14 protein-coding genes are annotated in these 14,599 nt (G+C 58.0%); 10 read left to right on the top strand and 4 right to left on the bottom strand.

The annotated features are described in order from the left end of the window. Nucleotides 1-21: 21 nt before the first annotated feature. The 9 genes from H3028_RS02560 to H3028_RS02520 all read left to right on the top strand — a co-directional run bounded on the left by H3028_RS02560 (nt 22) and on the right by H3028_RS02520 (nt 9,571). The gene (locus H3028_RS02560; protein WP_181295476.1) at nt 22-1,368 is read left to right on the top strand and encodes a UDP-glucose/GDP-mannose dehydrogenase family protein; all 1,347 of its coding nucleotides are present in this window, start codon (nt 22-24) and stop codon (nt 1,366-1,368) included. Nucleotides 1,369-1,382: 14 nt separating this feature from the next. After that, nucleotides 1,383-2,774 (top strand): oligosaccharide flippase family protein, encoded by a 1,392-nt coding sequence (locus tag H3028_RS02555; RefSeq protein ID WP_181295474.1) that lies wholly within the window; start codon nt 1,383-1,385, stop codon nt 2,772-2,774. Between the two features lies 1 nt (nt 2,775). After that, nucleotides 2,776-4,005 carry a glycosyltransferase family 4 protein gene (locus tag H3028_RS02550; protein ID WP_181295473.1) on the top strand — a complete coding sequence of 410 codons (1,230 nt, stop codon included), beginning with the start codon at nt 2,776-2,778 and terminating at the stop codon, nt 4,003-4,005. Further along, on the top strand, nt 4,002-4,175 hold the full coding sequence (locus H3028_RS02545; RefSeq protein ID WP_181295471.1) for a hypothetical protein: 174 nt from the start codon (nt 4,002-4,004) through the stop codon (nt 4,173-4,175). The genes H3028_RS02550 and H3028_RS02545 overlap by 4 nt, the downstream gene beginning before the upstream one ends. 1 nt (nt 4,176) lies before the next feature. Then, the gene (gmd, locus tag H3028_RS02540) at nt 4,177-5,301 is read left to right on the top strand and encodes a GDP-mannose 4,6-dehydratase (RefSeq protein ID WP_181295470.1); all 1,125 of its coding nucleotides are present in this window, start codon (nt 4,177-4,179) and stop codon (nt 5,299-5,301) included. Nucleotide 5,302: 1 nt separating this feature from the next. After that, nucleotides 5,303-6,271, top strand: a complete 969-nt coding sequence (locus H3028_RS02535) for a GDP-L-fucose synthase (protein ID WP_181295468.1) — start codon at nt 5,303-5,305, stop codon at nt 6,269-6,271. A gap of 45 nt (nt 6,272-6,316) precedes the next feature. Further along, nucleotides 6,317-7,801 (top strand): hypothetical protein, encoded by a 1,485-nt coding sequence (locus tag H3028_RS02530; RefSeq protein ID WP_309109510.1) that lies wholly within the window; start codon nt 6,317-6,319, stop codon nt 7,799-7,801. Further along, nucleotides 7,764-8,528 carry a glycosyltransferase gene (locus H3028_RS02525; RefSeq protein WP_181295467.1) on the top strand — a complete coding sequence of 255 codons (765 nt, stop codon included), beginning with the start codon at nt 7,764-7,766 and terminating at the stop codon, nt 8,526-8,528. Before H3028_RS02530 ends, H3028_RS02525 begins: the two co-directional genes overlap by 38 nt. A gap of 62 nt (nt 8,529-8,590) precedes the next feature. Next, entirely contained in the window at nt 8,591-9,571 is a 981-nt protein-coding gene (locus tag H3028_RS02520; protein WP_181295465.1) for a phosphoribosyltransferase family protein, read from the top strand. Between the two features lie 57 nt (nt 9,572-9,628). Here H3028_RS02520 and H3028_RS02515 read toward each other — a convergent pair whose 3' ends face one another. Then, nucleotides 9,629-10,615, bottom strand: coding sequence for a glycoside hydrolase family 5 protein (locus H3028_RS02515; protein WP_258237673.1), 987 nt, complete (start codon nt 10,613-10,615; stop codon nt 9,629-9,631). 238 nt (nt 10,616-10,853) lie between these two features. Here H3028_RS02515 and H3028_RS02510 point away from each other — a divergent pair, with 238 nt between their 5' ends. After that, a complete protein-coding gene (locus H3028_RS02510; protein WP_181295463.1) occupies nt 10,854-11,645 on the top strand; it encodes a WecB/TagA/CpsF family glycosyltransferase in 792 nt (263 codons plus the stop codon). 73 nt (nt 11,646-11,718) lie between these two features. On the opposite strand, the gene H3028_RS02505 is transcribed toward H3028_RS02510, so the two are convergent. The 3 genes from H3028_RS02505 to H3028_RS02495 all read right to left on the bottom strand — a co-directional run bounded on the left by H3028_RS02505 (nt 11,719) and on the right by H3028_RS02495 (nt 14,102). Then, nucleotides 11,719-13,026: an oligosaccharide flippase family protein gene (locus H3028_RS02505; RefSeq protein ID WP_181295462.1), complete on the bottom strand. Its 1,308-nt coding sequence runs from the start codon at nt 13,024-13,026 to the stop codon at nt 11,719-11,721. 291 nt (nt 13,027-13,317) lie between these two features. Continuing rightward, complete coding sequence (locus H3028_RS02500; RefSeq protein WP_181295460.1) at nt 13,318-13,890, bottom strand: DUF488 family protein; 573 nt, start codon at nt 13,888-13,890, stop codon at nt 13,318-13,320. Then, nucleotides 13,887-14,102 carry a DUF2945 domain-containing protein gene (locus tag H3028_RS02495; protein WP_181295459.1) on the bottom strand — a complete coding sequence of 72 codons (216 nt, stop codon included), beginning with the start codon at nt 14,100-14,102 and terminating at the stop codon, nt 13,887-13,889. The genes H3028_RS02500 and H3028_RS02495 overlap by 4 nt, the downstream gene beginning before the upstream one ends. Nucleotides 14,103-14,599 lie beyond the last annotated feature (497 nt).

The raw sequence follows: 14,599 nt of genomic DNA, 5'->3' as shown, positions 1-14,599 counted from the left end.
GTATAAATCGAGGATCCTGCTATGAACATCACCGTCGTTGGAAGCGGTTACGTCGGTCTGGTAACCGGTGCCTGTATCGCGGAAATGGGCAACACGGTCTACTGCGTCGACGTCGACAAGTCCAAGATCGATAACCTCAAGCAGGGCATTCTGCCGATCTACGAGCCTGGCCTCGAAGAAATCGTCACTGACAACCACGCCTCCGGCCGTCTGCATTTTACTACCTCGTTGAACGAGGCGGTGGAGCAGTCCGAAGTCTTCTTTATCGCGGTCGGCACCCCGCCCGGTGAAGACGGTTCGGCTGATTTGCGCTACGTGCTGGAAGTCGCGCGTCAGATCGGCGACACCTTGCAGGGCCCGGCGATCGTGGTGAACAAATCCACCGTACCGGTGGGGACGGCGGATCTGGTTCGCGCGGCAGTGTCCGAGCGTCTCGAGGCGCGAGGTGTCGATATCGAATTTTCGGTGGTATCGAACCCGGAATTCCTCAAGGAGGGTGCGGCGGTCAATGACTTCATGCACCCGGATCGCATCGTCATCGGCGCTGACAACGAACATGCCCGGCAGGTGATGAGCGCGCTGTACGCGCCCTTCATCCGCAATCGTCCGCGCACCATGTTCATGGGCATCCGCGATGCGGAAATGACCAAGTACGCCGCGAACGCCATGCTGGCGACCAAGATTTCCTTCATGAACGAGATCGCGAGCCTCTGCGAGCGCCTCGATGTGGATGTCGAGAACGTCCGCTTGGGAATCGGCTCGGATGAGCGCATCGGCTATCACTTCATCTATGCCGGTTGCGGCTATGGCGGCTCCTGTTTCCCCAAGGACGTCAAGGCGCTGATCAATATCGCCCACCAGAACGACTTCGAGCCCAAGCTGCTGCAGGCCGTCGAAGCCCGTAACGATCAGCAGAAGCACTCGCTGTTCAACAAGATTTCCACTCACTTCAATGGCGATCTCAGCGGCCGCACCTTCGCCGTCTGGGGATTGGCGTTCAAGCCCGGCACCGACGACATGCGCGAAGCGCCAAGCGTGGTTCTGATCAACAGCTTGATCAACGCTGGCGCCAAGGTCCGAGCGTTCGATCCGGTTGCGCGCGAGACCGCGCGCCGCGAATTCCCTCAGGATTGGCTCGCCGACGGGCGTCTGCAGATCGTCGAAGGCCAGTACGAGGCAGCAATCGATGCCGACGCCCTGTGTCTGGTAACCGAGTGGAAGCCATTCCGCCGCCCGGATTTCCGTGCCCTGAAGCGCCTGCTGAACACGCCGCTGATCATTGACGGGCGTAACCAGTACGACCGCGAGCAGGTCAAGCGCGAAGGCTTCAGCTACTACGGCATCGGCCGGCAACCGGTCCAGGCCTGAACGAGGGGCAGCGAGTGAGCGTCATCGACCAGCCCGGCGTGCGGCGCGGTCCTTCCCCTGTTCGGGAAAGGCTGACCACGCTGTTGCACGGAAGCATGCGCAGCAAACTGCTGCGCAACATTCTCACCGTGGTCACCGGTACCGCCGGTGCGCAGGCGATCACCCTGGCGTTCATGCCAGTGATCACCCGCATCTACGGGCCGGAGGCCTATGGCGTACTGGGCACCTTCCTCAGCGTGGCCATGATGCTGATTCCGGTCGCTGCGCTGACCTATCCCATCGCCATCGTGCTGCCCAGGCGCGATGGCGATGCACGAGGGCTGGTGCGCCTGGCGCTGGCGACGGCGCTGACGTTGGCAGTGATCGTTGCGCTGACGCTGCTGTTCTTCGGCGATCAGCTGGCTGCGGCACTGGAGATCGAGATCATTCAGCCGTACCTGATGCTCATCCCGTTCGTGATGTTCTGCGGGGCCGCGTTGGAGATCTGCCAGCAATGGCTGTTTCGTACCCAGCGTTTCCGTATCACGGCGAGCGTGGCGGTCGGGCACTCGCTGCTGTTCAACTCGATGCGGACCATTGCCGGTCTGGTGCAGTCTTCGGCGCTGGTGCTGGTATGCACCACCGCTCTGCAGCAAGCGCTGCACGCCGCGATGCTGGGGCTGGCGATGCTGCGGGCCAAACCTTACGAGGACAGTCACGCCAGCGAAGATGAGCGCAAGGATCCGAGCATGCTCGAGCTGGCACGCCGGCACAGCGACTTTCCCAAGTTTCGCGCCCCGGTGATGCTGATCAACGCCGTCTCGCAGCACCTGCCGACTCTGGTGCTCGCCGCTTATTTCGGCCCGGCGGCGGCGGGTTTCTTCGCGCTGTGCAAGCAGGCGTTGACCATGCCGACCAACCTGATCGGCAAGTCGGTTGCCGACGTTTATTACCCGCGCATCAGCCGCGCCATCCACGACCGCGAACCGGTCACAGCGATGCTATTGAAGGCAACCACCGCGCTGGGGCTGGTAGGCCTGGTGCCGTTTTCCCTGGTGGCGGTGTTCGGCCCCTGGCTCTTCGCGCTGGTATTCGGTGAGCAGTGGCATGTGGCGGGTGAGTATGCCCGTTGGCTGGCGCTGGCCGAGTACGTGATTTTCGTCTCGCGTCCCTGCGTGGTCGCGGTTCCGGCGCTGTCGCTGCAAGGCCGTTTCCTGCTGTTCGAGATATTTAGCACCAGCCTGCGTGTGCTCTCGCTGTTTGGCGGTGCGCTGCTGATCGGTAACGCGCTGGCGACCGTCCAGGCCTTTGCCGTCGCCAGCATCATCATCTATTCGTCGCTGATGGTGATCGTGCTGATCGCCTCGCGCAGGTGGTACGCGGCTCAGCATTCGAAAGCCCAGCACCCCGAAGAGAGTTTCGATTGATATGAAGGTTCTACATTTGGTCGCTGGTGAATTGACCGGGGGCGCTGCTCGCGGCGCGTACTGGTTGCACCAGGGGCTGCGCTCGCTGGGTGTCGACTCCCTCGTCTACACCAACAGTCAGGTCACCCATGGCGACACCTCGGTGGTGTCTGTCAGCCGTAGCAAGAAAGACAAGATCATCAGCATCGCCAGGAGTCAGGCCGACCAGGCATTCGCCAGCCTCTACCGCGGGCGTCAGTCGGGTATGTTCAGCGCCGGCGTGATGGGTGCCGATTTCACCGATAGCGTTGAATGCCGCGAGGCCGATGTGGTGCACCTGCACTGGGTCAACGGTGGCTTCGTCGACATGAAACACTTGGCCAAGCTGCGCAAGCCGTTGGTCTGGACCATGCGCGACATGTGGCCAATGACCGGTGGCTGTCACTACGCCATGGGCTGCGAGAAATTCATCACCGGCTGCGGCAGCTGCGATCAGCTCGGCAGCACATCCGACAGGGACCTGTCGCGTTTCGTGCTCAACCGCAAGCGCAAGTACCTGCCCAAGTCGATGAAGATGATTGGCATCAGCGACTGGGTGTCCGAGCAGGCCAGGCAGAGCCTGCTGTTCCGAGACTTCGACGTGCGCACTATCCACAACAATGTCGATGCCAGCGAATTCTTCCCGCTGGACAAAGCGTTGGCCAGGCAGCTGCTGGGGCTGAATACCGAGAAGAAAATCATCCTCACCGGTTGTACCAGTGCCAAGGATACCTACAAGGGCTTCGGCAAATACCTCGAGATGCTCAAGCACCTCGATCCGGCCGAGTATCACCTGTGCTTCTTCGGCAAGCTGGACCAATCCATCGCCGATGGCCTGGGGTTCGATTACACCTCGTTCGGTTATCTGCACGACAGCATCTCGTTGCGCCTGCTGTATTCGGCGGCAGACGTCTTCATTGCACCGAGCCTGATGGAAGCGTTTGGCAAGACCCTGGCCGAAGCCATGGGATGTGGCACGCCCGTGGTGTGTTTCGATGCCACTGGCCCGAAGGACATCGTCACGCATAAACACGACGGCTATAAGGCGGCGCCCTTCGAAGCTCAGGGCCTCGCCGAGGGCGTCGAGTGGGTCACGAGCGAGGCGGACTATCCGCAGCTCGCCCTCAACGCGCGCGAAAAGATCACCAGCACTTTCGACAGCCCGGTTATTGCCCGGCAGTACCAGGCACTGTACGAGGAAATGCTCGCATGAGCGGGCCGTTCGTCCGTGTCGGGCAGCTCGGTAACGCTTCGTTAACCTCGGCTGCCAACAATCAATCGAACCTGCTGTTTGGCGGGGCAGGGCACTGGGTCGCGCCTGCGCTGTTCGCTCAGCATCGAGTCACCACCCCCTTTGTCATCTGGAACCTACAGGTACTCTGAAATGGAAAAGAAACGCGCGCTGATCACCGGGATTACTGGCCAGGACGGTTCCTACCTCGCCGAGTTTTTGCTGGAAAAGGGCTACGAGGTTCATGGCATCAAGCGCCGCGCCTCGTTGTTCAACACGCAGCGGGTCGACCACATTTATCAGGATCATCACGTCGAAGACCAAAACTTTGTCCTGCACTACGGCGATCTGACCGACTCCTCCAACCTGACCCGGATCATTCAGGAAGTGCAGCCAGACGAGGTGTACAACCTGGGTGCGCAGTCACACGTTGCGGTCAGCTTCGAATCGCCCGAGTACACCGCCGACGTGGACGGCATGGGTGCTTTGCGCATCCTCGAGGCCATTCGCCTGTTGGGGCTGGAGAAGAAGACTCGCTTCTACCAGGCCTCCACCTCCGAGCTATACGGCCTGGTACAGGAGATCCCGCAGAAGGAAACGACCCCCTTCTACCCGCGTTCGCCCTATGCGGTGGCCAAGCTCTACGCCTATTGGATCACCGTGAACTACCGCGAAGCCTACGGCATGTATGCCTGTAACGGCATTCTCTTCAATCACGAGTCGCCGCGCCGCGGTGAGACCTTCGTGACTCGCAAGATCACCCGCGGCCTGGCAAACATCGCCCAGGGTTTGGAGAAGTGTCTGCACATGGGCAACCTCGACGCGCTGCGCGACTGGGGCCATGCCAAGGACTACGTACGTATGCAATGGATGATGCTGCAGCAAGAGCAAGCTGAAGACTTCGTCATTGCGACCGGTGTGCAGTACTCGGTAAGGGAGTTCATCAAATGGTCGGCTGCCGAACTGGGCGTCCAGTTGCGCTTCGAAGGCAGCGGAGTGGATGAACGCGCCATCGTCGCCAGCGTCGAAGGGGACAAGGCTCCGGCGCTCAACGTAGGTGACGTCATCGTTCGTATCGATCCGCGCTACTTCCGCCCAGCGGAAGTGGAAACCCTGCTCGGCGATCCGAGCCGGGCCAAGAGCAAACTCGGCTGGACTCCGGAGATCAGCGTGCAGGAAATGTGCGCCGAGATGGTTCGCGAGGACCTGAAAATCGCCCAGCGCCATGCCCTGCTCAAAGAGCACGGCTTTGACATTCCAGTGACATTGGAGAATTGAAATGAATCGTGACGCACGTATTTTCGTTGCGGGGCATCGCGGCATGGTTGGCTCCGCGATCGTCCGCCGCCTGCAGGCGCTGGGGTACGACAACATCATCACGCGTGGTCGTGAAGAGCTGGACCTGGTCGATCAGGCGGCAGTGAACGCCTTCTTCGCCGAGAACCAGATCGATCAGGTCTACATGGCCTCGGCCAAAGTGGGCGGTATTCACGCCAACAACACCTATCCGGCCGAGTTCATCTACCAGAACCTCATGGTCGAGGCGAACATCATCCACGCGGCGCACTGCAACGACGTCAACAAGCTGCTGTTCCTCGGTTCCTCGTGCATCTACCCGAAGTTCGCCGAGCAGCCGATGAAGGAAGAGGCGCTGGTCACCGGTGTGCTCGAGCCCACCAACGAGCCATATGCGGTGGCCAAGATCGCCGGCATCAAACTGTGCGAGAGCTATAACCGCCAGTACGGTCGCGATTACCGCAGCGTGATGCCGACCAACCTCTATGGTCCCAACGACAACTTCCATCCAGAAAACAGCCACGTGGTGCCGGCGTTGCTCAAGCGGTTCCATGAAGCGACCCAGCGAGGCGACGACGAAGTGGTCATCTGGGGCAGCGGCAAGCCCCAGCGCGAATTCCTCCACGTCGACGACATGGCCGCTGCCAGTGTGCACGTGATGGAATTGGATGACGCGACCTACCAGGCGCACACCCAGCCGATGCTGTCGCATATCAACGTCGGTACCGGGGTCGATTGCAGCATCCGAGAGCTGGCCGAAACCATCGCTCGGGTCACTGAATATCAAGGACGGCTGACCTTCGACAGCAGCAAGCCGGACGGTACGCCGCGCAAGCTGATGGATGTCTCGCGCCTCAAAGCCCTCGGCTGGCAATCCACCATCAGCCTGGAAGATGGCTTGCGCGATGCCTATCGCTGGTTCGTCGAAAACCAGCATCAGGCCCGACACTGATCATTGTGCAGCGGGCCATGACCGTAAGGGCGTGCCGCTGCTGCAGTGAACCAGGACGGGGCGGAGCGGACCCCGGAGTCAGACAGAAGGCATTTTGCCCATACAGCAGCGGACTTTTTCGCCGCTGCTGTTGTCCATCCATGGCACACGATTCCTCGCCGTGGTGAGTCGCCTTATCGAGGCCATCAAACCGGGCCGGCTCGGTTCTATGTTCGCCGCGTCACATCTGGAAAATGGGGAAAGCGCTTGTTAAGGAAAATTCTGGCGTACAAGAATCTGCTGTTCATGCTGCTGCTGCTGAACTCCACCTGCTTCTTCCTGACGGACGACAAGCGGGCCGGAATTCCGTACTTTCAGGAGCTTTTTCTGCTGCTCGTTCTGGCGGCAACGGCCTGCCTATTCGTCGCATGGAAGTGGGTCTATCAGTCCAAGACCAGCCTATGGATCATATTCATGGGCTGTCTATTGCCGTTGATCTCTGCGGTGCTCGCCAACCTGAACTTCGGTCAGCCGCTGGCATACGGATTCCTGGAAGAGCGCCGGTTCTTTCAATATCTGGTGTTCTTCCCGACCCTGTTCCTGCTTCTCAAGGCCTCCCCGACCCAGGAAGAGCTGGGGAAGTATTTTCTGTACGTAGCGCTGTTCTGCGCAACGCTGGGCTTTGCCTACTACCTGGGCATCATCCCGCAGAACAAGGTCGCGTCCTTCACGGTCGATGACTGGACGCAATATGAAGATCTCTTGCGGCCGAATCGTTTCCGTATCGGTTCGCCCTTCGTCACGATCGCCGCCTTCATGGTGATGTACAGCATGAAGGATCGGGTGACCCTCGGCAGGCTGGCGATTCTTCTCTACTTCGTGGCCTATCTGTGGCTGGTCATGCAGACCCGACAGACCATGCTGGTCTGGGCATTGGCCGGTGTATGGATTTTCCGCAAGCGTATCGACTCGTTGATGAAACTCAGCGTGCTCGGCGTGGCGATTCTGGTGGTGTCCTATCTGTTGGTGCCGGAGTTCTATCATGAGCAATACGCTCGATTCGATGCGTTGCTCTTCGACGCCACCTCGGGTCCAGGTGTGCGAGACAGAACAGTTGCGATCATTCTGGACGCTATCAGCGCCAACAATTATTTCGGCATGGGCGCATTGTCGCTGCAATGGAACGGTGGGTTCTCACGGATCTATAACTCGCACTTCTACTTGGCTGATGTCGGGATATTCGGTGTCTATTATCGGTATGGATTCCTGACGCCAATCGCCGCGTTGATCTTCTACGGCGGCTTCATCTGGATAATGCGTCAGTGCTCGGGCAAGGGCAGTCTTCTGGCTGCGCTGCAACTTAGCTTTGTAGTCAGCATGCTGAACATTACGCTTTCCAATGCGCTGACATTTTCAGGCGATGTTTATGGAATGGCTGCAGCGTTCTTCCTTTATTACGCCAAGCTGCAGACAGCAAATACCCCTCTTACGGCAAATCTCGAACAGGTGAATTATGGTCAGTTTCAGTATCGTAACTATAAACTGGAATAATCTTGATGGCCTGAAGGAAACCTATCGGAGCCTGGCGAGCCAGGCCTATCGGAACTTCCGCTGGATCGTTATTGATGGCGCATCCACGGATGGCAGTGGCGAATGGCTTAAGAGCCTTGATGATAACCAGGCGGAAATAATCATAGAACCGGACAAAGGTATCTATGATGCGATGAACAAAGGTCGCCTTCGCGCTGTTGAAACGTCTGGCTATACGTTGTTTCTCAACAGCGGTGATTCGCTTGCCGACCCGGCAGTACTTGGCCGTATTAACGATGAATTGTCGAAGACGCCGGGAACGCCGAAGTTCATCTATGGCGATTTCTATCGTAAAGAAGCTGACGGCGAGTTAAAACTTACCAGCGCGCGGCCCATTGAGCGCGCACCGCTGGGCTTGCCGGCCAGCCATCAAACGATGTACTTCGAGAATGAGCGGCTGCGTCAGTTCCAGTTCAGGCTTGATTACAAGCTGTCGGCTGACTATTGCTTGTTATTAGAGTTTCTTCAGGGGCTCGATCTTCAGCGCGAAGTCATGCAGCTGGCATTCCCGCTGTGTATTTTCGATACCACTGGCGTGTCGCATAAGCGCCGTTTCGAGGCGATTCGTGAGGATATGGATATCAGAACGCGCTTTTTGAAATTTTCCAAACCCAACGCATTCGCGCTCTATGTGCTGCATTACGTGCACACCCACACTAAACAACTACGCGCTTCTTTGGGGCGTTGAAAGGACAGGTGGCCCATACATTCCAGTGGGTCTTCTAAACGCAGGGCGCAGGAGAGTGTTCAATGAATTACCGAAGCCTGAGTGACTTATCGCGGCTAAGCACCGAGTGTGCCGGCAAAATTCCGAATGATATCGATCTGGTGGTTGGAATACCGCGAAGCGGGATGCTGGTCGCCAGCATCATCGCGCTCAAGCAGAACCTGCCATTGACGGACCTTTACTCGTTCCTGCGCAACGATGACCTGAAGAAAGGCAATACCCGCACCTACAAACACGCCGAGCTGGCCAAGCCAAAGGATGCGAAGAAAATACTCCTGGTCGACGACAGCATCTCTTCGGCCAAGTCGATGCGGGCCGCGGAGGAGCAGGTTCGCGCCGCGTACGATGGCAGCTTAGTGACCATGGCGGTGTTCGCCGAGCGGCACAATCGACACCACGTGGACATGTACCTTGAGCTTGTCGAGCAGCCTCGCGTGTTCGAGTGGAACGTCATGCACCATCCCTTTCTGACCCAGGCCTGCCTGGACATAGATGGCGTGCTCTGCATCGACCCGACGATCGAGGAGAACGACGACGGGCCGAACTACCGGGACTTCCTCAGTTGCACGCGCCCGCTGTTCATCCCGTCGGTCAAGGTCGCGCACCTGGTGACCAGCCGACTGGAAAAGTATCGGGCTGAAACGGAGGAGTGGCTGCAGCGCAATGGCGTGCAGTACGGAACCTTGCACATGCTCGATCTTCCCACTGCTGAGGAACGCCGTCGGCTGAATATTCATCACAAGTTCAAGGCGGAGGTCTATGCCAAGCAACCACTGACGCGGCTGTTCGTCGAAAGCGAAGTCAAGCAGGCCGTCGAGATCATGAAACTTAGCGGCAAGCCGGTGTATTGCATCGAGACAAACGAAATGTACGTGCCGGGCCAGGTCCACAACCTGAAGGCGAATACGCTGCGCAAGACCTACAGCCTGAAGGCGAAACTGATCGGCAAGGCGAAATCGATACTGGGTAGATGGGCACCGGCAACATCATCATCGAAGAGCTGAAGGCTACCTATCGGCCGCGCGAGAGGCGGTCGATAGGTAAATGAGAGCAAGTACCTCTCAGTGGTTTGGCCCGATGCGGCTGCAATCACCCTGACCGACGTACTTGCTCAGAATGTCCCACTGGGGGCGGTCCTGTCCGTCTTTCGGCTCAATGGACAGCTTGTATTTGCCCCACGCCGACCCGGCCGCCCAGTACGTCATGGGAATGCAGTGCTTCTGCAGATAAGCCAGCAGATTATCCATCGCTTCCAGCAAGCGTGGCTCATCGGCCGGGATACCGAACTCACCGATTTGGCCCTGCTTGTCATGCTTGATCAGCCAATCGACAAAGGGTTTGACTCGTTTGACGCCGAGCATGGTGTCGAAATCATCCTCCAGCGGCTCCTTGTATTGCCCGCTACTGTGTTTGTCGAGGTACAGGTGAGCGGAAAATATCAATTTGTCGGAGGGGTCCTTCAATTGCAGCAACGGATCATTGAACTTCGGCCAGAGAAAGCTGCTGGACCAGAAGTTGCCCTCGATATACAGGGGGCGCTCCTTGTCATGTTTTCGGATGGCGTCGATGCCGGCCTGAGCTGCTGCAGGCCAGTATTCGTCCGCGCCATGTGGCTCGTTCATGATGTCGTAGGCATAAAGACCTGGCTGGTCTTTCCAGCGTTTGGCGATACGTTCGAGCAGATCCTCGTAGGCCGATATCGGTACGGCATCGGTTCCGATGATCTGTTTTTGATAACGGGCATAGTTGTGTATGTCGAGGATGACGCGCATGTCGTTATCGGCAGCCTGTTGCAGCGTCCCTTCAATCAGCTGGGCATAGTCTTCATCCAGTTCAGCATTCAGTTCACGCTGCAGGCGCTCCCACATGATTGGGAAGCGAATGGTCTTGATGCCCCTGTCTTTCCACTTCGAAAGGTAGCCGGGGGCGGGGAAGAAATAATTTGTTTTATATTTTCCCGGGATGACATTGCCGGAAAACGCGGCACCACCGATGTTCAGGCCGATCAGATCGATATTTTCTGCCTCGCTGGCGGCACTCCCGAGCATAAGCGTGAGTCCGAGGAGTATTCCTTTTGATCGTTTCGAATTGCTACGTGTCCTTAACATCTGACTACCTCTTTCTACTCTTCAGGAAGGTACCGCGGGAGCGGCTGCTTCGTTTGTCCGACATAGGCAGGCATTGTTCAGTTTTTTCTAGGCGAATCTTCCGTCCTGCGGCGGGCCATCAGCCTTGCCGTAATGAGCCTCACCGACTTTCATTGATTTACAGACAGAGAAGCTATTTATGAAAAATCCCCTCACCAAAAGGACGGATCCTTTGATAGGGAAGCTGAAACTACTGAATGAAGCTGATACCGTCCCTTTTATCGCTGAGCTTAAGAAGCGCGAATCGCCGACCATTCTTGGTTTCCTAAATCAGCATGGCTACAACATCGCGCAGCGTCACCCATCTGTTCTGAACAGCTTTCTTCAGGTCAATTACCTGCTGCGTGACGGCATCGGAATCAAGATCGCCTGCTTGTTCAATGGGCTGGATCCGAAGTCCAACCTCAACGGATCCGACTTTATCCCCGAGCTGATCGAAGAGCTTGTAGGGGACTCTGAGGATCGCTACGAGCTGTTCGCCATGGGTACCCGCGAGCCCTGGTTGAGCGATGGCGCGAGTAAGCTCTTCGGGGATCGCAAGTTTCATGCGATAGATGGGTTCAAGCACTCCGAGGACTACTTGGCGTTCTACCGAGAGCGCCATGTACCAGGGCGCTTTCCGATCGTCGTGCTGGCGATGGGCATGCCCAAGCAGGAGCATGTGGCGTTGCACCTGCAAAAGGCGATGGACACCCGTGCGTTGCTGATCTGTGGCGGCGCCATTCTTGATTTCTCCGCGCAGCGCTTTCCCCGTGCCCCGATGCTTTTTCGTCGGCTCGGGCTGGAGTGGGCGTTTCGCATGCTTATCGAGCCGCGTCGCCTATTCAAGCGCTACGCCGTGGGTATTCCGCTGTTCTTCTACTATCTCTCGCGCAATGCCTTCTCCGGTGGGCGTGTCGGTGGTTGGAGCGCGCTCAATCGCGAGCCCTGAAGTCCTGGTTGCCGCGACCAGGGACGGTGCGGCATCGATATCGACCCCGAGGTACGGCTTTGATGATCCTGTATCAACGCGGAATCACCCGCAGCGTCACGAGCAAGCTGAACAGGTAATGCACCGAAAGCGTTATCGCATAGAGCAGCAGCACCGAGCTGATCGGTAGTTCAAGAAGATAGGCGGCTGTGAAACACCCGAGCGTCAGCAGGGTGCGCTGTACGTTCAACATCAATAGCAGGCGCTGACCTTCGAAAACCGATAGCAGATGAGACGCCGGTGCATGCATGAACTGGAACAGAAGATAGAGCGCCAGTATCGACGCCATCTCCCCTGCCAGCGCCCACTGAGCCCCGAACGCGAGGGCAAACATCTTTTCGCCGAACATCAGCAGCAATAATGCCGGTGCAAGAGCGAGCGCCAGCAGTCGTTTGATCACCGAGTAGGTCATCCGGCGAATCTCAGCTGGGCGTTTGCGCCCGATCGAGGCGATTTCGGCGTAATACGCCTTGCTTGTGGAATGCCCCAACAGATTCATCGGCAGGGCCAACGTCATCATCGCCAACCCGAGTTGCCCCGTGGTCTGAGCATCATAGAGCGCCGCGGTCAGCAGCAGTGGCGCCTGACTGGCGAAAATCTGCAGTAGCTGTGACGGAAGGCGGTAGGTCGGGAAGCTTCTATAGTGCAGCAGCATGCACCAGCCTCGCCTCAGCGTGACGTGGCGCCAATAGCATCTCACGTCCGCTCGGAACATCCGTATCAGCGTCATCGTCCCCGCGCCAGCGCCTAACACCTGGCCCGCCAGAAGCCCGAGCGGCTTCAATCCCAGCACTCCCAAAGCTATTTTTGCAACCGAACCGGTAGCGCTCTGCTGCAGCTGAGTGCGGGCGATGGCGGGATAGGCACGTCGGCGCACCGCCCAGATCAACAGCACTTCATACAGACCGGCGCTGAACAGCGCGATTATCAGCATCCAGCGGTACGGTATGAGCGCCTCCATCGAGCCCATCGTCAGCAGAGCGGGGCCGACCAGCCAGAACAGCACGCTCAATGTCAGCGTCATGACGGCTATTAGAAAAACCGATACCGCCATCAGCGTCATGGCTGAGCTATCCCGGCGGGGTAATGGCACAGCCAGTTCGTAGCGCAGGGTCATCAAGGGGGTAAGGATCAACAGCAGGGCGGTAAAAACCGATAGGACGCCGAAGTGCTCAGGGCTGTAGATTCGGGTGAGGATCGGGATACCGGCCAAGCCGACGATTCTCGCCAAGCCGTTACCAATTGCCAGGGTCGCCATGCCCTTGAACACCCGGGCCGACGATCCGCCGGCCAGTCGTTGTCTGGCCGCAACGAGCATGCCGGTAAGATCGAGGCTATGCACGGAATACTCCTGTGTGTGAGCGAGCCGCTTAGCTAAGCGTGTGCCATTTCGTGCGGGGACACATCAGTCAACTGGCTTATTGTGGTGCGGCGTGATGACGCTTGGATGGGATCGCTCCCGGCCCATATGAGGCTGTAGCCGGGAAAAGTTGCTGGCGAGTCATCTATCGGTCAACGCGTGCCGTCATGCGATGCAGTGGACTCGCGTCGCTAGCACGGAGCTGCGCCGATTTTTTTGCGCGGCCGATAGCCAGGCGTGCTCCGCCTGCTTATCGGGTTCGGTTGCGTGGTGTCAGTGAGCACCTGGCCCCGTCTTTTTCAATGGCGTCCCTGCGCCTTCGGTATAGGACAATTGGCCTTCGTCCAGCCTGGCGGGCGAGGTATAGGGATGCACGGTCAGCCGCTGCTCATCCTGAATATGCAGCACCTCGATTCCGCGCAGCTTCAACACATCCGAAACCATAGAGCGGTGGCAGCGCCACCAGAGCACTTCGGCGCACATCATTGCCGTCGGCTGCCCAGCGGCCAGACGCATGAGCCGTTGCAGCCCGTTGGCAAACTCATCGGTTTTCACGTGCGCGGCGTAGCCACGAAAGGAGGTGTTGCGCCAGGCGCTCGTGCTCGGCCCCGGTGGAGCGCGTCGTCTCCCCCCCAACTCCTCGATCCATTCATATTGAATGCCGTGCTCGGCGAGCGCCGTTTCAAGGCTTGCTGACATGAACTGAGGTAACCGTCTCGATCCGGGAAAGCGGCGTACATCCGCAACGGCGCGGATGCCGTAATGCTCCAGCAAAGCGATGAATGCTTCGGTTGTGCGCGTGGAGTGGCCCACCGTCCAGACCTGCTTGGGCTGAGGCGGGGTCATTCAATCTTGCTCAGCGCGCTGCCCTTGTGCATTGCCACGTGGTCCGTCTTGTCGCTCTCGATTTCGTACTGGGGCTCGTCGGGGCTGGCACGCCGTCGATGGCCTTTGTAGTCGGTGTCCTGGGTATGCACTTTGACGATACGACCCGTGACATGGCCCGCCTCTGAGTTCCAGCGGACGTGGTCGCCGACTTTGAATTCGTGATGCGTCATGAGCTGCTCCGGTGTCGATGGTTCGCGAGAGAACGCGGAGAGGAAACGGCGCTTCCTCTCAAGAAGCCGACCGGAAAAGCGCTGGTCTTGCTGTGACCGTTCGTCGGCTCATCGCATAGGCGAGATTGAGTTTCGTGACGCAGTTATTCAAAAAAATGGCGCCTAAAGAGTATTAGCGCAACGGTTTAAAGCGGCTGCGTGCCTATTACATTCGATAGCAATAAGCCATCTTCTAATAGCGGATTAATGGCCGGTCAAAAATGTGACGTTGGCTTGGCGATCTAAATACGTCAAATAAATTTTGAATCGTTTTGGAAACCTATTATAAAGGCGCCACGCAACGGATTGCCGGGTTCCACATAGGTGATCCGGTGTCCTTTGTAACGCGGTTCGTCCGGTTGCGCGTAGTGAGACATCTGCCCAGTAAGCGCCTGTACGACTTAATTAAAACTCCCGCCACTTTTTTAAAGGCCTTGGCCTTTTGAAGTATTAAGTTC

This window comes from Pseudomonas sp. Q2-TVG4-2 (assembly GCF_013620795.1).
Classification (GTDB): Bacteria; Pseudomonadota; Gammaproteobacteria; order Pseudomonadales; family Pseudomonadaceae; genus Stutzerimonas.
This window is presented reverse-complemented; position numbering and strand designations above follow the sequence as displayed.